We start from the raw sequence: 20,440 nt of genomic DNA on the forward strand, positions 1-20,440 counted from the left end.
TATGCAAGCCATGCAGGCAAGCTTCGATACCCAATGCCCGTTCTGCAGCGTCCAGTGCAAGATGCGGGTCATCGAAGAGAAACATACGGACCGACGTTCGACTTTCAAAATCGAAGGACTGCCCAACGCAGCTTCCGAGGGGCGGCTCTGCGTCAAAGGCATCAACGCTTATCAGCACGCGCTGAGCCGGGATCGTCTGCAAAAGCCGCTGCTCAAGACGGACGGCGCATTTCGCGAGATCTCCTGGGAAGCGGCGCTGGACGTTATCGCGGACCGCTTTTTAGCCATCCAATCGGAGCATGGCGCGGATGCCGTCGGTCTCTACGGCGGCGGTTCGCTGACCAATGAGTCCGCCTACCTGCTGGGCAAGTTCGCGCGCGTGGCGCTGAAGACGAGGTATGTGGATTATAACGGCCGATTCTGCATGTCTGCTGCCGCTTCGGCGGGCGTCAAGACGTTCGGCCTTGACCGGGGGCTGACCAATCCGCTGTCGGAGGTGATGAAGACGGAATGCATCGTGCTGGCAGGCACGAACATCGCGGAATGTCAGCCGACGCTGATGCCGTACTTCACGAAGGCTAAAGAGAACGGCGCGTGTGTTATCGTCATCGATCCGCGGACGACGAAGACGGCCGAGCTGGCCGACATTCATCTGAAGGTGAAGCCCGGCACGGACCTAGCGCTCGCGAACGGCCTCCTAAAGGTAATCGTCGAAGAAAATATGACGGACCCTTCGTTCATCGCGTCGCGCACGAACGGCTTCGAAGAGGTGCTGACCTATGTGTCGTCGCTTGCGCTGTCCGACATCTGGGCGTTGACCGGCATCGACGAGGCGGACATCCGGCGTGCGGCCCGCGCATTCGGGCGGGCGGCCACCGGCATGATCTTTACCGCTCGCGGCGTCGAGCAGCACCGCGACGGCCATATGGCCGTCCGGGCGTTCCTGAACCTGATCCTTGCCACCGGCAAGATCGGCAAGCCCGGCTGCGGCTATGGCGCCGTAACCGGTCAGGGCAACGGCCAGGGAGGAAGGGAGCACGGGCAAAAGGCCGATCAGCTCCCCGGCTATCGACTCATCGAGAACGCCGAGGATCGCGCTTACGTGGCAAGCGTATGGGGCGTAGCTCCTGACGATTTGCCGGGAAAAGGCGTTTCCGCTTATGAAATGATGGAGCTCGTCCACAAGCGGGACATTCGCGCGCTGCTGGTCATGTCCTCGAATCCCGTCGTCTCGAACCCGAATGCGGGGTTTGTCGAGGAAGGTTTGCGTCGTCTCGATTTCCTGGTCGTGGCTGACCTGTTTCTGTCGGAAACGGCGCTGATGGCCGATCTGGTGCTGCCCGCGACAGCGTTCCTTGAAAACGAGGGGACTTTGACCAATCTCGAGGGCCGCGTGCTGCTGCGCGGGGGCGATCGCCCCGCGCCTGGGGAAGCACGCCACGACTGGCGTATCCTTTCCGATCTTGCGGCGAGGCTGGGCAAGAAGGCATACTTCCCGTATTCGAACGCGGAGGAGATTTTCGAAGAGCTGCGCGTTGCGAGCAAGGGCGGAGCGTCCGATTATTTCGGCATCACATATGCGCGGCTCAAGCGGGAGGAGGGCGTATACTGGCCGTGTCCCGATCCCGATGGCCCTGGTTCGGCACGGTTGTTCGAGCGAAAGTTTGCCCACCCGGACGGCAAAGCGTCCTTCGCGAAGGCGGTCCATGAAGTGCCGGGCGAGTCTGCGGATGAAGAATACCCGCTCGTAATGACCAACGGCAGAATGCTGTCCCACTATTTGACCGGGGTCCAGACGCGGCGCAGCCCGACGCTGCTCGCCAGAGAGCTCGAAAACGTGATGGAGATTCATCCGCGTACCGCCGAGCGCTATCGGATTGGCGACGGCGAGCTCGTACGAGTCGCATCGCGCAGGGGGAGCATGATCGTACGCAGCCGGCTGACGGCCGATATCCGGGAGGATACCGTGTTCGTCCCGATGCATTGGGGCGGCGTGCAAAACGTAAACAATGCGACCAATCCTCTGCTCGATCCCTTTTGCAAAATGCCGGATTTCAAAACTTCCGCCGTACGGGTTAGAGCGCTGAACGCGGCCGATCTGGCGGCCCTTCGCGCCACCGAGGGATAAATGAATCCTTATGCGGGCAAACTGACCTCATCAAGCATCGCGAGGGAGGAAAGCCCGATGAGCGATACGACGGATTACCTGAAGTATGTCGCGGAGCGGTCGGTTGCCTATCTGAACCAGCCGGCGGACGAACGCCGCGAACGGCGCAAAAAAAAGCGCGAGCCCTGGCAGATTCGCTGGTTCGGTCAGTTGCTGCCGCTCGGCATTCGGATCTGGTGGGCCAACCGCAAAAAAGAAGAAGAGCCAGCTGCCCGCGTCTGACGACCGGGTGAAGCGGGCTCTTTTGCGTCCGGAAAATTAGCGATAAAAAAGGCCTTTGTTGATCTTGGTTAAGGAATCGAGCGGAATGAATCGTTGACCGTTCATATCGAGCGCGACATCGAGCCGGCCGCTCTGCCAGCGCTGATAGCCGACGACGGACAAGGCGTAGAGCATCTTGTCGCCGAGCGGCTCGGCGACGTAGACGAGTCGGTCCTTTGCCTTGACGCGGGCGATCAGCCGATCCTGCTGAGGCGCGAAGGGCTTGTCGCCGAGCAGCCAGGACAACCGCTCGTAGGGATCGAACGTCTCGGCGGATGTCAGCAAACGGATTTCGCGGGGTTTATCCGCAACTGCGCCAGCGTCGGCGGGCAAGTACGGTTCGTTTGCCGCGGCCGACAGCCACTGCACCTCGTTGCTGATCGGCAGCAGCTCCGCGGATTTGGCGTCCAGCCAGATCGTCTCCTTCTCGAGCCGGACCTCCCAGGCCGCCGCGAGGGGATGAATATAGTGCTTGACCGCGCGAAAAGCGTTCGAGCTCGCAGCCGGGATATAGCTGCCGGCGGCGAGAGCGAGGCGTAGCGTCGTCGTATCGAACAGCGGCTTGGGGCCGAGGCCGTATTCGCCAAGCCTGCAGCTGCCGTCTTCAGCGGCGTAGACAACGGCATAGCCGAGCGGCATTCCCTTCGGCCCGACGACGGTCGCAAGCCAGCCGTGCGTGCCGGGACCGAGCGCCTCGATGCGCGGCGAACCGGTTTTCCAGGCTGTGAAGCCCGGCTGGCCCGACAGCTGCGAGACGATGGCCGCGGCGCATCGGGCGGGGGCGTTCGTATCCGCGGATACGGGCGCCGCGGCTGAGCGGGCGGAGGCAAGGACGCTTAAGAAGGACAGCAGCAGGAGGAGAAACAACGGCCTGCCGGCGGCGGACCGATTCGCATTTCGCATCGTATCACCTTTAGGAGTTGGATTGTTCGGGCTTGTCCATTCATTGTAACGGAGCCGCGCCGCCGAAGGTGCCGGATGCTGTCCGGCGGCGCATCGGGAAGGGCTTCTATTTTTGTCGCAACGGGGCTAATGAATGCCCGGCAGGTGGAACAGGCCGCAGTTCATGACGGATAACGTCACTCTCGGCCGGTACTGCCAGTCGATCTCGGACTCCCGCTGGGCGAGGCGCTGCGTCAGCGTTTCCTTTTCCTCGTCGGTCATCGCCCTGCCGATCATCGGATCGTAATAAGAGCGGATCCGGCGCAGCTCGTCCTGTCTGCGCTCCTCGGCCTCGGCAGCCCAGGTGAAATCGCCCGACCTCAGCTTGCGCTCGAGCGCCTGCTCGAGCTGGGTCATTGCCTTTTTGAGCGACAGCCCGTTAGGCAGCAGGTGAACGTTAGATGGAAGCTTCGGCGTCAGCTTACGTCCGCGAAGTCCTTCCAGGAACCGCTCGTCGATATAGCCGGTGGCCAGGGAGATGCCCCAGCCGTACATTTCCTCGCGCTTCATGTCGCATTCGTAGTCCACCTTGAAGTTGACACCGAGCCATGCCGTGTAGGGATTGGAGCCGAGCCTGTCGGCCCTGCCCCTCGGCGGCTCCTCGAACATGGCGACGCAGCGTCCGCCGTCGCGAACCGCACCGAAGATCTGCGCGAGCCGTCCCGATCCGAAGTACAGGTCCTCGCGCAGCACGCGCACAGGTGCGACGTTGAAGCCAAGCGGAGAAAGGCCGGCGGCGGTCGAACCCTGAGGTTGGGCAGCCTCCGTATCAGCTTCGGCCTCATCAGCCTCATCAGCTTCGTCTTCGTCGCGTCCGAACTGCCAGGCAAAAGTCAGCGTCTCCGGCGGCGTCCCCGTACGCTCAACAAAGCCCCAATAGTAGGGGCGGTTCGTCAGCTTTTTGTCCGCCTCCGGCGACAGCCTGACGGTCACGCTGCCCTTCGCCTTTTCGATAATGTCGCAGCCCGTCGCGTCGAGATAGGACATCACGAATTTTTCCACCTGTTTGGCATTCACCCGCTAGACCTCCTTCTCTACCTGCGCCTTGGTACGGAGCAGCGAGTCGCCGAGCCCGTCGATGCGGCTGCGCAGCTCGCCTTCGTCTTTGGCGTCCAGCATCATTTTGGCGAGGCGCTTCTCGAGCGATTCCTCGCGCTCCATGCGCTCTACGATCTCGTCGAGCTCGCCGATAACCGTCTCGAACATATTGATCTTCTCATGCAGCAGGTGAACGATATGCTCCTCGATCGTTCCATACGTACAGAGATTGTAAATCTTCACGTCCTCGGTCTGACCGAGCCGGTGCACCCGGCCGATTCGCTGCTCGACGCGCATCGGATTCCACGGCAGATCGAAGTTAATGATATGGTGGCAGAATTGCAGATTGATCCCTTCGCCGCCGGCTTCGGTCGCTACCATGACCTGCGCGCGTCTGCGGAAGAGGTCCATCATCCAGTCCTTTTTCCCCCGGTTCATCCCGCCGCGATAAGGGACGGCGTTCAGACCGTGCTCCTGGAAAAAGCGGAGGAGATACTCCTGCGTCTGGCGATACTCGGTGAATACGATGACCTTGTCGCCGATCTCATTGATCAGCTTTATCGTGGCTTCGGCTTTCGTATTCGCCTTGACCTGCCGGATGAACTCGACGAGCTCCCAAATTTTCGGACGGCGAGGGGAATCTTCCGGCGTTTTTTTGAAAAGGTTGATGAGCGTCAGGAACACCGCATCCCGGCTGGAGCAAACCTCGCGCTGTAGCGTGACGAGCGAGAGCATGCTGGACATGTCGACGCCCTCCACGGTCGCATTCTCGCGGACGTAACGGGTGACGGCCTCGTAGAGCGCCTGCTCCTCGGGGGAGAGCCGGAGCGGGACGTTGGCGACGAAACGCTTCGTGAACTCCACGCCGCCGTCGGTGCGCCGGTTGCGGATCATGACCTGTCCGAGCGCTGCCTGCAGCTTGTCTTCGTTTTTGGCGACCCGCTTGCCGGCAACGTAGTTTGCGGAGAAATCGCCTTCGCCCCCCAACTGGCCCGGCTTGAGCAGCGTGATGAGATTGTACAGCTCGTTCATATCGTTCTGTACGGGCGTCGCCGTCAACAGCAGGCAGTACTTTTTGCGGATATCGCTGACGAATTGGTAGTTGCCGGTTTTCTTGTTTTTCAGCTTGTGCGCCTCGTCGATGACGAGCATGTCGTACTCGGTATCGAGCAGCAGCTCGCGATGCGGGTCGCGCTTGGCCGTGTCGATCGAAGCGACGACGACCTCGTTGTTCCAGTGATACGCCTTCTTCTGCGCGATGGCGGGGATGCCGAACTTGGCGTTCAGCTCGCGGACCCATTGCAGCACGAGAGAGGCCGGTACGAGAATGAGCGTCCGTTTCACAAGCCCCCGCACCATATACTCCTTCAGGATCAGCCCGGCTTCGATCGTCTTGCCTAGTCCGACCTCGTCCGCGAGAATCGCTCTTCCCCGCATTTCGTGCAGAACGCGCCGCGCCGTCTCCTCCTGATGCGGAAGGGGCGTAAGGCCGGGGAGCACCCGCATGCATTGCAGTTCATGAAAATCCGTCACGAGCTGCGCTTCCTCGGCTTCCCACGACATCTTGTACAGCGACCAGTCGTCCCAAGGACCGCCCCGGTCGGCTCTTCGTTCGAGCTCGTCAAAGGCGGTGCGGTCCACGTGCAGGTCGACGAGCGGATGCAGCTTGCGGACGCTGCGCGCTGCATCCTCCTTCGAAGGGGCTGTATTCGTAGCCGGTGCGCCGGCTTGCGCGGCGCCTTGCTGTGCTGCAGCCTTGGGCGTGCCATCGGCAGGCGCGAACGAAGGCGCGATGCCGGCGGCTGTTTTGACTTCGGCCTCGGAGCCGTGCGGTAGATGGAATGGGGGGCGCAGACGCTTCTCCTCCTCTTGGGTCTATTCTTCTAGTATGAGCAAGCGCGGCGATTTCATAACCTCAAGACGTCGCGAATCGGGCGCGTTCGGCAGCTTGTGACGGGTGTCCGAATTTTTTGGGCCCATTGTCGCAATTCATGGAAGGGCCACTCGAATATCTATATTTTGTAGCGTATAATGGGTAAAGTCGCAATATATTGTGTCCTATAAGGAGAGTGGCGAAGTGAGCGTCCAATTGGAAAACGACGGGGCGAACAAGGCGGCAGGCCGTCGTCTTGAAGGCTTAAGCGAAAAAATTTTCCTCGACCGGTATGCGTGGAAAAACGCGGATACGAACGCGGTCAAGGTCGGCGACACGGTGCTGGCGCTGACGAAGGACGATCCGAAGTTTCCGGCCAAGGAGGTCGGAGAAGTTATTGCGCGTGACGGCAAACGAGTGACGGTGCGGACGCGTGGCGGCGATCTAGTCGAGACGTCGCCGGAGAAGCTGACGCTGACGATCGAACAGTCGCCGGAGGAAATGTGGGACCGGCTGGCCGGCGCGATGGCTTCGGTCGAAGCGCCGGAGCGCCAGGAGATCTGGCGCGACCGCTTCCGCTGGCTGCTCGACGACTGGAAGCTCGTGCCGGGCGGCCGCATCGCCGCGGGAGCAGGTGCCAGCGACGAGCTGACGCTTTTCAACTGCTACGTGATCCCGTCGCCCAAGGACAGCCGAGGCGGCATTATGGAGACGCTGACCGAGATGACCGAGATCATGTCGCGCGGCGGCGGCGTGGGCATCAATCTGTCGTCGCTGCGTCCGCGCCGGTCGATCGTGCGCGGGGTCAACGGCTCGTCGAGCGGCGCCGTGTCCTGGGGCGGTCTGTTCAGCTACACGACGGGACTGATCGAGCAGGGCGGCAGCCGACGCGGCGCGCTTATGCTGATGATGAACGACTGGCACCCGGACATCGTCGACTTCATCACGGTCAAGCAGACGATGGGGCAGGTAACGAATGCGAATCTGTCCGTATGCGTGAGCAACGGCTTCATGAAGGCGGTCAAAGAGGACCTGGATTGGGAGCTTGTATTCCCCGATACGTCCGATGCCGAATACGACGCACTGTGGGACGGGGATCTGGACAAGTGGAAGTCGCTTGGCAAGCAGGTCATTCCGTACCGCACCGTCCGGGCTCGCGAGGTGTGGCGCACGATCATCGAGTCCGCCTGGAAATCGGCCGAGCCGGGCGTCGTGTTTATGGAATACTACAATCAGATGTCGAACAGCTGGTATTTTAATCCTATTATTTGTACAAATCCGTGCGGAGAACAGGGACTTCCGGCATGGGGGGTCTGCAACCTGTCGGCGGTCAATCTTTCCCGTTTCTACGACGAAGCGAAGCACGACGTTGCCTGGGATGAGCTGAGCCGGGTCGTCCGATATTCGACGCGCTTCCTGGACAATGTCATCGACAAGACGCCCTACCACTTCGCGGAAAACGAGGCGAACCAGAAGCTCGAGCGGCGCGTCGGGCTAGGCACGATGGGCCTCGCAGAGTTGATGATCAGGCTAGAGATCCGTTACGGCAGCCCGGAGAGCCTGGTTTTTCTCGACAAGCTGTACGGGTTTATGGCCAAGGAGGCATATCTGGCTTCTACGGAGATCGCCGCGGAGAAAGGTTCGTTCCCGGCGTTCGACGCGGAGCCGTTCCTGCAAAGCGGCTTCATGAAAAACATCGTCGAGACGTATCCGGAAGTCGGGGCGGCGGTACGCGAGCGCGGTATGCGCAACGTTACCGTGCTGACGCAGGCGCCGACGGGCTCGACGGGCACGATGGTCGGCACGTCGACGGGCATTGAGCCGTACTTCGCGTTCGAGTTCTACAGGCAGAGCCGGCTGGGCTACGACAAACAACTCGTGCCGATCGCGCAGGAGTGGCAGGACGCGAATCCGGGCGAGCAACTGCCGGCATGGTTCGTGACCGCGATGGACCTGTCCGCGAAGGATCATATCCGCGCGCAGGCCGCAATCCAGCGCTGGGTGGACAGCTCGATCTCCAAGACGGCGAATTGCCCGGCTGACTTCACGGTCGAGGAGACGGCCGAGCTGTACGAGCTTGCCTTCGAGCTTGGATGCAAAGGCGTCACCATCTACCGCGACGGCAGCCGCGACGTTCAAGTGCTAAGCACGACGAAGGACGAGAAGAAGGAAGAGAAGCAGCAGGACAACGAGGATGAGGCCGCTCCGATCGCCGAAGCGGTAGCTGCGGTAGAGGCCGTATTGCCTGCGGCAGCCGCTTCAACGTCAGCCGTTCCTGCGGCTTCGGCCGTGCCTGTCGTATCGGCCGCGCCCGACAAAGCCTACAAAAGCCGTCCGAAAATTTTGCGCGGCGCGACGTATAAGTTCAACACCCCGTTCGGCATGGCTTATATCACGGTCAACGACCTCGACGGCACGCCGGGCGAGATCTTCCTGAACGTGGGCAAGGCCGGCTCCGACGTATTCGCGATGGCCGAAGCGCTCGGCCGCGTCTGCTCGCTGTTCCTGCGGTACGGCGACCACGGCGACAAGGTGCAGCTGCTCGTCAAGCACCTCAAGGGCATCGGCGGCTCCGGTGCGGTGGGCTTTGGGCCGAATCGCGTCGAATCGATCGCCGACGCAGTAGCCAAGGCGCTCGAGCTGCATGCGGGCATTCTCGCAGAAGAAGCGGCTGCCTCCGAGGCGTTGGATGCCGGCGCAGGCGGCAGCGCCGTTGGTTCGATCGCCGCGACCGCCATCCCGGCGCCGCCGACTTACGGCTACGGCAAGTCCAGTCACACCTCGACGGACCTGTGCCCGTCCTGCGGTTCGGCTTCGCTGATCAACGTCGAGGGGTGCAAGACGTGTACGAACTGCGGATATAGCAAATGCAATTAAAAATGGGTGCTGCACGGGTTCGCCGCTCGGACTGGTGTGAAATTCCACATTTCGCCGGATTTGTTCCATAATTCGGTTGACACTTTATTTCATAATCTTTTGGAATGAATATTTATGCATTTTATTCACAAAAAGCGACCACTCCATGGTTATTACCGGGAATGGTCGCTTTTGTGATAATTTGATGCAAGCGATTTACAACGTACAGTTAAATTTTGTGGCCGTGTTTTGTTTCTGGCGCTAACGACAAGAACATTTAAAATTATTCTTCCAGACTACAAGTAAACAACTATAATTGGGAGAAAAGGCCTGCGACATTTTTTATCAGACGGCACGGGGAGATTTGGAAATGTCTCAAGAACTAATTATTTTCAAGAAAGATACAGACGCCGTTGGCACTAATCGGGGGGTGTTTATCAATATTTAAAAACCTTGTTATGAAGTTGAAGACGATATAAAACAAATTGATCAACAAGGAATGTCGATTAATTGGACACTAATTAAATGTTATACATCAGTATTTAATTTAAATCATCAAGATATTAAAATCCATATATAACTTCTTTGTACTTCACTTAAGCAATACGGGTTATCGAGGAAGATTTTGTTTTGAAACTAACTCAAAAGTTTCTCGTGAAGATAAACTTTTAAAAGAATGGGTTAAAATCTCAGCCATTAAATGAAAACCATATGGAACTCACTTCAAGGTTGGTAGTCTTTATTTAGAAATCCTTGTAACAAATGGTTTCTGAAGCTGGTGAAGTAAAACTAAAAGAGATTGCAACAAAAATCACGACTATTGAAAAGGCAAAACCTAAGAAGGCAACAACCAAAGCAAAGTATCATTCACTAATCATTCCCTCTATCAAACTGCTGAAGTCCCTGCATATTTCGGGCGAGTTTATCGGACTGATTCTATTTTTGACGGCGCTCTACTTGCCACTTACCATCTTCATCATGAGCGGGTTCGTCCGGACGCTGCCAAGGGAACTCGACGAAGCGGCCACAATCGACGGCGCCAGCGGATTTTACACATTCAACCGGGTCATCTTCCCGCTGCTCAAGCCTTCGATCGCCACGGTGACGATTTTCGTCTCCATCTATGCCTGGAATGACTTCGCGAATACGTTGTACATCATCAGCGACAGCAATAAGTGGACCTTGCCGTTCTCCGTGTACAACTTCGTATCTCAATACGGGACGGAGTGGCAGTTCGTCTTTGCCGATCTGTTGTCGGTCATGCTCCCAATTCTGATTGTTTATCTGTTCTTGCAGCGATACATCATTGAAGGCATGATGGCGGGATCGGTTAAGGGCTAAGAATCGGAAGCACCAAACTTACAAACGCAAATTGAGAGCTTAAAGTGTTCAGTGAAATAAACGTATTAGACTGAAAAGGTTGATCCAGCGCCGATAATAGTTGTTGGAATTCTTTATATATGTAAAAATAAGTATTAGTCTGGCTTGAATATAAAAACAGCGGTAGCTTTGGACTGAAAAAAAGTCCTAGACTACCGCTGTTTTATTAAACTAACGTTTTCCTCTAGCTTAACACTCATCAATTCGCGTCGCTATTTTCCAAACCGTGGCATTTAAAATTATGGTTTGGGTTTTTTCTGACCTCGTCTTTCTGAAGATCATACATGGCTATCTTATAATTTAATTCTTCCAAGTATTTTAATTCATCTTCAATTTTCTTTTGCACTTCTATTTTATGCTTCACTAGCATCTCTTGTCTTTGCGAGAAGGTTAAATTTCCTTTACCATAAAGATCTTTATATTCTTTTATCTGAGCAAGTGACATTCCTGTTTCTCTAAGACAACGAATAAAAGAAATCCAATCCAAATGTCCTTCACTGTAAACCCTTCGCCCTATTTCATCACGCGATACATTTGGCAGAATCCCTTGCTCTTCATAAAACCGAAGTGTCTTTGCCGTGATATTAAAGTTTTCCACCACATGTTTCATTGAGTACAACAATTTACTCACCTCTAACTACAGCTACTGTAACTAAGAGAATAGCACAATCGTTTAAAATACTCCATTAAATCGTATCTATACTTTTTAAAATTTACATTTGACTTGCCCTAGGGTCAACATACTAAACTTGTGAAACAGAAGGCGATTTAACAAAACAATATGAATTGAGAGGTTATTACAGTGAATCAAAAATACAGTAAGTATTTTAAATCTTTCACATTTAAAAGCGGAGTAACGATCAAGAATAGAGTCGTTATGTCACCCATGACAACATGGTCTAGTAATGATGACCTTACCATTTCGGATGAAGAAGTACGCTACTACGAGCAAAGAGTAAATGGCGTAGGGCTTGTCATTACAGGCTGCACGCAAGTTTTGCCTAATGGACAAGGTTTTACGAATGAATTTGCTGGATACAGCGACGATTTTATTCCGAGTTTGCGAAAACTAGCCGACGCAGCTAAAAGTGGTGGTGCCCCTGCGATCCTGCAGATTTTCCATGCAGGCGATAAATCCTTGCCTGGGCTGGATAAAGTTAGCGCCAGCGTATATCTACCTGAGCCTACTGCTTTTGGTCCAAGCGCAGAAACAAGAGCGCTATCCCATGAGGAAATCCTATCTACAATACGTGCTTTTGGTGATACAACAAGAAGAGCGATCGAAGCTGGATTTGATGGCGTCGAAATTCATGGCGCTCATGGCTTCTTGATCCAAAATTTCTGGTCTCCAGCAACCAATCAACGAACAGACCAATGGGGTGGAACCCTTGAGAATCGCCTGCGTTTCCCATTGGCGATTATTGAAGAAATCAAATCGGTCATTGAAAAACATGCGACAAAGCCATTTATGCTAGGGTATCGTTTGTCGCCTGAAGAATCCTCCAAAGCAGACGGATTGCGGATGAGGGACACCTATAAATTAATCGATTTCCTTGTCGAACAAAATCTAGACTATATCCACGCTTCGTTAGATCATGTGGCTTCCAAGCCTGTAGATAGCCAAGATGAGAAGACAAGGCTTGAATTGATTCTTGAAAGAGCAAGCGGCAAGGTACCTGTATTGGCGGCTGGTTCTATCCTGACACCTGATGACGCTGCAAAAGTTATGGAATTAGGATTACCGTTATTCGCCATTGGACATGCATTAATTATGAACCCGGATTGGGTTGAAAAAGTGGAAAATGGATGTGAAGCCGAAATCGAAACCGAACTGGATACTTCGAAACTCGACCAACTTCATATTCCAGGCAAACTTTGGGACATGATTCAAGTGGCAACAGGTTGGTTTAATATCAAGAAATAAAAAAGTTGCCCTCTTTAGGGCAGCTTTTTTCATTGCAACTATCCTCCCGGCAACTTAACGCCTGCCCGCAGTCTAATACTTTATTTACGTAGTCTAATACTTTATTTTTCAGTCTAATACTTTATTTTATCAGAACATAAAGGCAGCCGAGCAAACAAACACCGGCTGCCTTTTTATGGAGAAAGAGGATAGTAAACGAATTTTCAAAAAGTCCGAATATTGCATGTCCGAGGTTAAGTATTTCCGTTCTCCGTGACCGTTTGGCCCTATAACAAGAGTTCTGAAATCGCTTTTAAGGAAAAGCGAGGCAGCAACCGCATTCCAAAACAGATCAAAGGGAGAGGAAGTCAATTGTCTAAGCCGGGCACAAGGATAAAGAAATTCGGTCTCCGGACCGTATCGCTGACGCTCGCCGCAGCTTTATCCGTTTCCGCGTTCGCGACGGCTGTGCAAGCGGACCAACCGCAAGAGGGACTAAGCGTAATTAACGCCGTAACATTCAAAACGCAGGCAGGGGGCGTCTATGACGGAATGCCGCTTTTCGACGGCAACCCCGATCACCTGAACGCCTTCGTCGATACGTACTTCGATTATATCGGGCTTGAAGGCGCTTCCTTGTATGCGACGGGCGTTCGCGACAATTATACCTTCGTCATGGAAGACAATCCGCGCAAAGGAAAAACGGTACCGGGGGGCATCGCGGCAGCGGACAACCCTTTATGGCGTTTCTACCGACTTCGCTTCGTTGCTCGGCCTGGGGCAAACATGGAACAAAGACCTGGCCGCGCAGGTCGGACAGGTGATGGGCAGCGAGAAAATCAGCCAACTGAACGTGAAGCAAGGCACGTCGAACATTCACTACGGCAGCGGCGCGTCCAAGCCGATCGCCTTCACCGCGATTACGGATATGCGGGTCAATCCGCTTAACTGCCGGTTCGCCGAAGGCTACGGCGAAGACACGCATCTGACCGCAACCATGGTGGACAGCATGTCGGCAGGTCTGGCGGGCACGAACCAAAGCGTCAGCCAAGACGGCTTCTGGCAGCGCGCGATCGTCGGCACCCGGCACTATTCGTTGTACAATGCGGAGTGGTTCCGCCAATCCGCCAGCTACAACGCCAGCGCGAGAGCGATTTACGAATATCATGCGCCGTCGGTGTTCAAGGCGTTCGCCTCGGGCTCCATGGCCGGCGCGATGACCGCGTTCGGGCGCACGAACGGCGTCCCGAACATCATTTCCCCTTATCTGGCGCTGGGCAACGAGCGTGCCCGGTTCGGCATGTATTCTTCGCCCGATTTTAACGCCGAAAATCATATGTATACGAGCGGCAACTCGGGCAACGGCTACGATACGCAGTACACGCTAGACCGCAAGCATGCGCTGGCGCTGATGGTGCTGGCGGATTCCGAGTCGACGCGCGCGTCCGGCACGGACAAGACCGATGTCGTCACGCTGACCAATGCCGTCAAGGAAGGGCTGTATGGCATCACGCTGGCGGATGTCCAGAAGGCGGTCAGGCCGCTCATTAACCAGCTCGTTCGGATCGGCGTATTTACGAGACGGATGCCAGCGGCGTGCCTTTGAAATATCCGTTCGCGAACCAGGCCAAGGATGTCGCCTCGACGCTCACGGATTACAACACGCCGGCGCATCAAGAGGTGGCCATGCAGGAGGCGCGCGAGACGGTCGTCCTGCTGAAAAACGTGGACGGCACGCTGCCGCTGTCCAAAACCAAAAAGGCGGCGATCGCGGGGCTGTACGCAGATACGCGGATCGTGGCGCAAAACGGCTTGAATACGCCGAACATCGCCGTCGCCAGCAAGTCGCCTTTGTACAGCATCTTGAAGAACGCGCTGACGGATGCGCAGCTGTTCGAGGTGGCGGACTGGGGACAGAACGCGACGGGCTTGCAGTCCAAGGCGAACGGGCTTTGGGTAACCTCGCCGACCGCGAACAGCTCGAGCGTAGCCAACACCAATACCTCCGTGCTTTATCTTACCGATTCGGACTGGTCTAACCTGACGTCCAAAGCAAGAAGCAGCACCATTTCGCCGAAGCTTCGCTTCGAATCGAATAACGACAACACGGTTTCCATCGTGGCCAACGGCCTTGCTTTCCAAACAGGCATCTTTAATGGCCGCTTCCTGACGACCGGCTCGGACGGAACGATCGCGATCGCGCCTGCTGTTATCGGCAACGCGGCAACCTTCAACGATCGCAATGATGCGGTTTTCCATTAACGCGGCCACAGTCTCGCTTATTGCCGAGGCTTCGGTTTCCTGCTCCGCCTCAATGACGATCTCTTGCGTATCGCGGTCCAGCCGACAATTCGTGATGCCTTCCACACTGTACATCAGCTTTATTAACAGAGAGTCGGCCTGCTTGGCATTCAATTGTTCGCGTGTCGGATAGGTGAGGATCATGGGCGAGCTCCTTCAATCCCGTATTGGTTGTTATTAGGCGCAGCCGACAGGGTTTGCCGACGGAGCCACATCATCTCGGCCTGTAAATATTGGCTCGGGCGCTCCCCGAACCATTCGAGCGAGAGGGGGTGAGGAACGCCGTCTCGCTCCAAGCAATCGAATAAGCCGCCATAATTGATAACGCCGCGGGCCAGCGACGCGGTCCCCCGCATATCGCCTGAGGGCGAGTAGACGTTTTCTGGTTTGTAAATGTCCAGTCGTCCGATATCCGAGATATTCTTAAGGTGGTAGTTAACCGTCCATACCTTCAGCAGCCGATAGGCCTCCAAAGGTGGACAGCCGGCTTCCCACAGATGAAGGAAGTCCAGATTGATCTTAATGTGGGCATGAGCCTTCTCCCGCATGAGCTTGACCGCTGATTCAAGCGTGTCCGCGAGTGTGCGGGGTGCGTCTCGATCGCGATCAGAAGTCGATGCTCGGCTGCGCGATCGCCTAGAAGGCGGAGCGCGGAGATCGTATCCTCCCAGTCCTGTCGGCTCGCCGCTGCGCTGGGGATCCTGCCCGCAAACAAGCGGATTTGCCCTCAACGAAAGGCGCGAGCCGCGGCAACCAATTCGTCGAATCTACCTAGGGCTCCGTTCGGTTACAGCACACAAACGCTTGAATTCACCATTGTTCCTGCTTGGCGAAAGTTATGGAACAATTAGAAATGCTCTCGTAGCGGACGCGTTATTTTTGAACGATAGCGCCGAAGGCGGTTGAAGCTGCTTTGTTCATTTAACGGGGATCATTAATCTGTTAGTTCCGCAACGTGCAGATTCGCTGTGGGTTAATCGAGTTAACATTAAGCTTAGGGGACAAGTCCCTTAAGCTTATTTGCCTTAAACGAAAATTACTTTGCGATAAAGTTGTTTTCTTGCAGAGCCAAACGCGAGAAATGGAATTCTTGCAAGCGCTTCTCGTTATTCGTCCGCGGCTCGACCGTTTCCACTCCCTGCTTCACTTTATTTAGGTGTTGGAACTGGCATTTTGGGAACGAAGATGTCGCTTTAATGATTATAGCCGTGAACACCATCTAAGATGAGTATAGACCGTAATCGCTTCCGCTCTTAAAATGAAGCCGTTATTGAGGATTAAGTCTCCGACTTACGACAGGGGAGGAGGCTCGCGAACGATTCGACTTAAAAACGGCGCGATCAAATTTGTAAAAGACAGAGGCGGAGGCTGGGGATCATCATGAACGAAGCGAAATATGAAGTGGCGGTAATCGGCGGCGGTCCAGCAGGCGTTGCGGCGGCGATTGCCGCCGCCCGTTCCGGGGCGCGAACCGTGCTGATCGAGCCGGCCTCCTATCTCGGGGGAGCGGGTACCGGGAGTCTCGTCGGTCCGTGGATGACGAACTTCTTTCGGGACGATCCGGTTATTCGAGGGATTTTTCAAGAAGTAGTCGATGAGTTGGTTGCATGCGAAGGATCGCCGGGAACGCTCAAATGCCTTTACGATAAACCAGGTTCCACACAGGGCACAGGCGGCTACATTACGCCGTTCGATACTGAAATTCTGAAATACGTGTTGAACAAACTGGTGCTGGAATCGGGCGCTACGCTGCTGCTCAATACGTATGTCGATCGGGTTGATTCCGCTGCGGGACGCATAACGTCCATCGGGCTGCGAACGAAGTCCGCCAGTACGTCGGTTTATGCCGATCAATTTGTCGATGCGACAGGTGATGGCGATATTGCCGCCGCGGCGGGCGCATCGTACGGGCAGGGAAGGAGCGAGGACGGGCTAACGCAGCCCGTATCCGCCTTGTTCAAAATGAGCTATGTCGATCTCGACGCTTTCATCGACTACACGCTCGATCACCGCGACGAATTCGTTTGGATCACGTATCCGATGCTCCCGGAATGTCTGCCCGCGCATTTCGCCAAACGGATGGTCGCTTTAAGCGGCTTCAATCGGGCCGTTGCAGAAGCGAAGTCGCGAAACGAGCTTAACCTCGGTAGGGAAAGGCTGACGCTGTTTTCGGATTACCGGGATGGCGACGTCATCTTTAACGCCACTCGCGTCAATCGGATCGACGGCACGAATAACGCCGAACTGATCAAAGCCGATCTCGATTTGCGCGAACAAGTGATGTCGCTTGTAACGTTCGCGCGCCGCTATTTGCCGGGGTTCGCCAAAGCTTCGTTATCGGCCGCCGCGGGACGCGTTGGCGTCCGAGAAACGAGGCGTATCGTGGGGGACTATGTGCTGACGCAGGACGACGTGCTGCTCGGAGCGCAATTTTTCGATCGGATTGCCAAAGGCTGCTTCCCGATCGACATCCACAGCCCGAGCGATCAAACGAATGTGTGGACTGAGCTGGCAGGCGCCTACGACATCCCGTACCGGTGTCTGACGCCGGCGGGACTTGATAATGTGCTCACGGCGGGCCGCTGCCTGTCGGCGACGCATGAGGCGCTGGCTTCCGTCCGGGTGCAGTCGCATTGCATGGCTACCGGCCAAGCGGCCGGATTGGCCGCCGCGCTGGCCGCCATGCAAAAGAGAACGACGCGCGGCATCGACATCGCCGAGCTCCAACAGCTTCTCCGGTCGCAGAGCGCCGTTATTTGACCTTTCCGCGATTCGACGGCTTCATAATATGACTAGTTTCTTCTTCCATGCAAAGCAAAGTTATCGCCGGCAACGAGCAGGTGCTGCTGCAAACTTAGTCTGTGACGGCGGCGTGACGTTGTCCGGTCCAAGTTGACCATGCAAGTTTGGATCAGACCATCGTTGCCTGGAAGAAAAAAGAGGCGTAAACGTCATCGCCGAATACGAGGCCGCCTATTTGAAGCCGTGACCGAGGCAAAGCCTCCGACTTACAACAGGGGAGGTGGCTAGCGAGCGTTTCGACTGAGACGGCTAGGGCAATTAAGGGACGAGCAGCGGGAGTAATATCAATGTTAAAGGGAGGGCTACTATATGCAAGGTCGAGTTCAGTTTAGCAGGGACGTGCCTGTCTACGCAAAAGCAGACGTGGTCGTAATCGGCGGCGGTCCTGCCGGCACCGCTGCGGCGGTAAGCGCGGCGCGAAGCGGCAAAAAGGTTCATCTAATCGAGAAGTCCGCGCAGCTCGGCGGTATGGGCACGCTGGGTAACGTGAGCGTGTTCATGCCGATCGGGAATGTCACCGGTTTCTATAGGGAGATCATCGCGGACATGCTGGAGCAGTATCTGCCTCCGCAGCACGATAGCTCTATTATTCCGCAGTATTCGCCCTTCCTGCTGCGCCACTACTTGAACGAGAAGATGCGAAAGGAAGGCGTGGACGTTTTCTACCATTCCGATTTTGTCGGATCCGTCGTAGACGGCGGTAGGCTGAAGGCCGTCGTCGCATCCACTAGGGAAGGATTGCAGGCCTTTGAGGCGCAGCAATTTATCGACTGTACGGGCGACGCGCGCGTCGCCATCGATGCCGGCGTCTCTTATTCCTCGGGACGGGAATCGGACGGCTTGACGCAGCCGATGACGTTGATGTTCACGATGCAGGACACCGGAAAGTCCGTCGTTCCGATTCTGCCGGAGGGCTGCCCCCTATACAACGACGTCGATGATCTTCCGCAGGGCAGGCGATTGTATTGGGAGCAGAACGGCGACGGCACGCTGCTAGTCAATATGACGCGCGTAAAAGGAAATGGAGCGAAAATATCCGATGTGAACCGAGCCGAGCCTGAAGCGCTTCGCCAGGTGTTCGGCGTCGTGCACTACCTTCAACGAAACGGCTTCGGCACCTATATTTTATCTCATGTCGCAGGTCAGACCGGCGTCAGGGAGACCAATCAAATTCGAGGACTGTATACGTTATCGGAAAAAGACATCTCGGATGGGCGTCGATTCGAAGACGTAGTTGCCCAGACGAATTACGAAATAGACATCCATAGCCCGGATGGCGGCAAGGCGACGGACGAGCGTCCCGTATCAGGCTACGATATCCCTTATCGCAGTATGGTGTCCGCAGAAATTGCCAATCTCCTGGTGGCGGGCCGTGCCATATCCGCGACGCATGTCGCGATGTCTTCGATGCGCGTGCAACCGACATGTTACGCGCTGGGGCAAGCTGCCGGCGTCGCTGCTTCTCTTGCAATCGACCATCAATGCGGACTCCGCGACGTACCGATCGCCGAGCTTCATGCCTGGCTTCAGTTGCAGCACGTATCGTATATTAAACCATGACGACGGCCGATGATTGCAGAAACGAGGGAACGACTTGATTGTATACGTAATTCGGCACGGCGAGTCTCTTGCGAACATTAAACAATCGACAGAAGCGGACTGCAGTCTCTCACCGCGGGGAGAACGACAAGCCATCCGGGTTCGGGACTTTTTCGATCGAAATCGACTCGACACGGTATTCAGCAGTCCGTTGCGGCGAACGATCCAGACATCGCTATCGCTGGCGCGCAGCAAGCAGCTGCCCGTCATGCTCGTGCCGGAAATGACCGAATATTAATCGAGAATGGCCAGCTTATCGCGACCACGCCTGGCTTTCGTGTCACTCGCTTCAATCCTCCTATGAGGAGATCCTTTTTCCGGAGCGCCTTCGCACGCAACAGAATTGGTGGCCGAGATGGCCCGAAGAACGCAGCGAAGTGAGCAGGAGAGTCGAGTCTTTTTACAAGAGGGAATTGGTTCCTCATTTTGGAATAGATACGCGAATCGTCGTATTCGGTTACTGGCTACGACAACGGACTTAAATCGGCTGGTTTGTCCTCATCTACAACATCCTCCCCATACCGATACGACCAATGCGGTTATTTATGAATTTCGAATGGAATCCGATGGTTCATGTTTAACTTATTCCATTCATAGCGATCATCTGGCAGGCTTCTAGCTCGTGAGAATGATAAAAAATGAATCCTGGCCAAGGTTTTGTTGCCGTATCCTTCGACCCTGTTGCTCACGGTGAACGTAGAAATGGAAGCAAAGAGCAATTTCAGACTAAGTTGCGAGAAAATAAACGTCGTTATTTCTGGCTGATTATGGCTCACTTTGCTGAAGAGTATCCCCGAATCGTGGATTGGGCGCTCGGCGGGTTCGGCATACATGGAAACGTTCTCGCAGGCGGTGTCTCAATGGGAGGAGATATTTCGGTCGTCGCTGCTGGTATTGATAGACGTATTCAAGCAGTCGCGGCCTGTATTTCGACGCCTGATTGGCTCAGACCCGGGACCGATGAAAAGCCTAGTAGCCCTGATGTGTATGCAATAAATTGTTATTTACGGTGTAATCCGATCACAAATTTGCCCTCGTATGAACATGTCCCCGCAATTTGCTACCTTAACGGGAGCGAAGACGCTCATGTTCCGCCGGACAGAGCGCGGAGATTCCGGCGGGCGTTAGAGGAAGTCTATGCTTCATCTCCAGCACGTTTCGAGATTATCGAATATATAGGAACGGGCCATCGAATGACGGAGCAAATGCTTGATGATGCGGTGCGATGGTTTCAAAGGTGGGGCTATAACCGGTGAGATAAAAGGCGTCTGAATGGAGGCGTGCAGCGGAAAAGAGACCGGGCTTCACTGTTATTAAT

The 20,440-nt window shown here is 55.4% G+C and carries 16 protein-coding genes; 11 read left to right on the forward strand and 5 right to left on the reverse strand.

Annotated features, from left to right (window positions below):
* Position 1: 1 nt before the first annotated feature.
* Entirely contained in the window at positions 2-2,128 is a 2,127-nt protein-coding gene (gene nasC / locus KB449_RS09090) for an assimilatory nitrate reductase catalytic subunit NasC (RefSeq protein WP_434082494.1), read from the forward strand.
* Positions 2,129-2,185: 57 nt separating this feature from the next.
* Positions 2,186-2,389: a YqzE family protein gene (locus tag KB449_RS09095; RefSeq protein WP_282908068.1), complete on the forward strand. Its 204-nt coding sequence runs from the start codon at positions 2,186-2,188 to the stop codon at positions 2,387-2,389.
* 36 nt (positions 2,390-2,425) lie between these two features.
* Here KB449_RS09095 and KB449_RS09100 read toward each other — a convergent pair whose 3' ends face one another.
* The 3 genes from KB449_RS09100 to KB449_RS09110 all read right to left on the reverse strand — a co-directional run bounded on the left by KB449_RS09100 (position 2,426) and on the right by KB449_RS09110 (position 6,049).
* On the reverse strand, positions 2,426-3,331 hold the full coding sequence (locus tag KB449_RS09100; RefSeq protein WP_282908069.1) for a hypothetical protein: 906 nt from the start codon (positions 3,329-3,331) through the stop codon (positions 2,426-2,428).
* Positions 3,332-3,457: 126 nt separating this feature from the next.
* Positions 3,458-4,387 (reverse strand): YqhG family protein, encoded by a 930-nt coding sequence (locus KB449_RS09105; RefSeq protein ID WP_282908070.1) that lies wholly within the window; start codon positions 4,385-4,387, stop codon positions 3,458-3,460.
* Between the two features lie 3 nt (positions 4,388-4,390).
* Positions 4,391-6,049: a DEAD/DEAH box helicase gene (locus KB449_RS09110; protein ID WP_434082495.1), complete on the reverse strand. Its 1,659-nt coding sequence runs from the start codon at positions 6,047-6,049 to the stop codon at positions 4,391-4,393.
* Positions 6,050-6,485: 436 nt separating this feature from the next.
* Between KB449_RS09110 and KB449_RS09115 the strand changes: the two genes are divergently transcribed.
* A complete protein-coding gene (locus KB449_RS09115) occupies positions 6,486-9,158 on the forward strand; it encodes an adenosylcobalamin-dependent ribonucleoside-diphosphate reductase (protein ID WP_282908071.1) in 2,673 nt (890 codons plus the stop codon).
* Positions 9,159-9,899: 741 nt separating this feature from the next.
* Complete coding sequence (locus KB449_RS09120; RefSeq protein ID WP_282908072.1) at positions 9,900-10,478, forward strand: carbohydrate ABC transporter permease; 579 nt, start codon at positions 9,900-9,902, stop codon at positions 10,476-10,478.
* A gap of 238 nt (positions 10,479-10,716) precedes the next feature.
* Here KB449_RS09120 and KB449_RS09125 read toward each other — a convergent pair whose 3' ends face one another.
* On the reverse strand, positions 10,717-11,127 hold the full coding sequence (locus tag KB449_RS09125) for a MerR family transcriptional regulator (RefSeq protein ID WP_282912774.1): 411 nt from the start codon (positions 11,125-11,127) through the stop codon (positions 10,717-10,719).
* Positions 11,128-11,319: 192 nt separating this feature from the next.
* On the opposite strand from KB449_RS09125, the gene KB449_RS09130 reads away from it, so the two are divergent.
* The 3 genes from KB449_RS09130 to KB449_RS09140 all read left to right on the forward strand — a co-directional run bounded on the left by KB449_RS09130 (position 11,320) and on the right by KB449_RS09140 (position 14,682).
* Positions 11,320-12,441 (forward strand): NADH-dependent flavin oxidoreductase, encoded by a 1,122-nt coding sequence (locus KB449_RS09130; protein WP_282908073.1) that lies wholly within the window; start codon positions 11,320-11,322, stop codon positions 12,439-12,441.
* A gap of 619 nt (positions 12,442-13,060) precedes the next feature.
* A complete protein-coding gene (locus tag KB449_RS09135; RefSeq protein ID WP_282908074.1) occupies positions 13,061-14,026 on the forward strand; it encodes a glycoside hydrolase family 3 protein in 966 nt (321 codons plus the stop codon).
* Positions 14,017-14,682, forward strand: coding sequence for a glycoside hydrolase family 3 protein (locus KB449_RS09140; RefSeq protein ID WP_282908075.1), 666 nt, complete (start codon positions 14,017-14,019; stop codon positions 14,680-14,682). Before KB449_RS09135 ends, KB449_RS09140 begins: the two co-directional genes overlap by 10 nt.
* Positions 14,683-14,861: 179 nt before the next feature.
* On the opposite strand, the gene KB449_RS09145 is transcribed toward KB449_RS09140, so the two are convergent.
* Positions 14,862-15,452 (reverse strand): sugar phosphate isomerase/epimerase family protein, encoded by a 591-nt coding sequence (locus KB449_RS09145; protein WP_282908076.1) that lies wholly within the window; start codon positions 15,450-15,452, stop codon positions 14,862-14,864.
* A 649-nt stretch (positions 15,453-16,101) separates the two neighbouring features.
* Between KB449_RS09145 and KB449_RS09150 the strand changes: the two genes are divergently transcribed.
* The 4 genes from KB449_RS09150 (at position 16,102) to KB449_RS09165 (ending at position 20,378) form a co-directional block, all read left to right on the forward strand.
* Positions 16,102-17,481 (forward strand): FAD-dependent oxidoreductase, encoded by a 1,380-nt coding sequence (locus tag KB449_RS09150; protein WP_282908077.1) that lies wholly within the window; start codon positions 16,102-16,104, stop codon positions 17,479-17,481.
* Positions 17,482-17,832: 351 nt separating this feature from the next.
* A complete protein-coding gene (locus KB449_RS09155; protein ID WP_282908078.1) occupies positions 17,833-19,083 on the forward strand; it encodes an FAD-dependent oxidoreductase in 1,251 nt (416 codons plus the stop codon).
* Positions 19,084-19,117: 34 nt separating this feature from the next.
* Entirely contained in the window at positions 19,118-19,360 is a 243-nt protein-coding gene (locus KB449_RS09160; protein WP_282908079.1) for a histidine phosphatase family protein, read from the forward strand.
* Positions 19,361-19,760: 400 nt separating this feature from the next.
* Positions 19,761-20,378 (forward strand): alpha/beta hydrolase family protein, encoded by a 618-nt coding sequence (locus KB449_RS09165; protein WP_282908080.1) that lies wholly within the window; start codon positions 19,761-19,763, stop codon positions 20,376-20,378.
* Positions 20,379-20,440: the final 62 nt, after the last annotated feature.

It is taken from the genome of Cohnella hashimotonis, from assembly GCF_030014955.1.
GTDB classification, from domain to species: domain Bacteria; phylum Bacillota; class Bacilli; order Paenibacillales; family Paenibacillaceae; genus Cohnella; species Cohnella hashimotonis.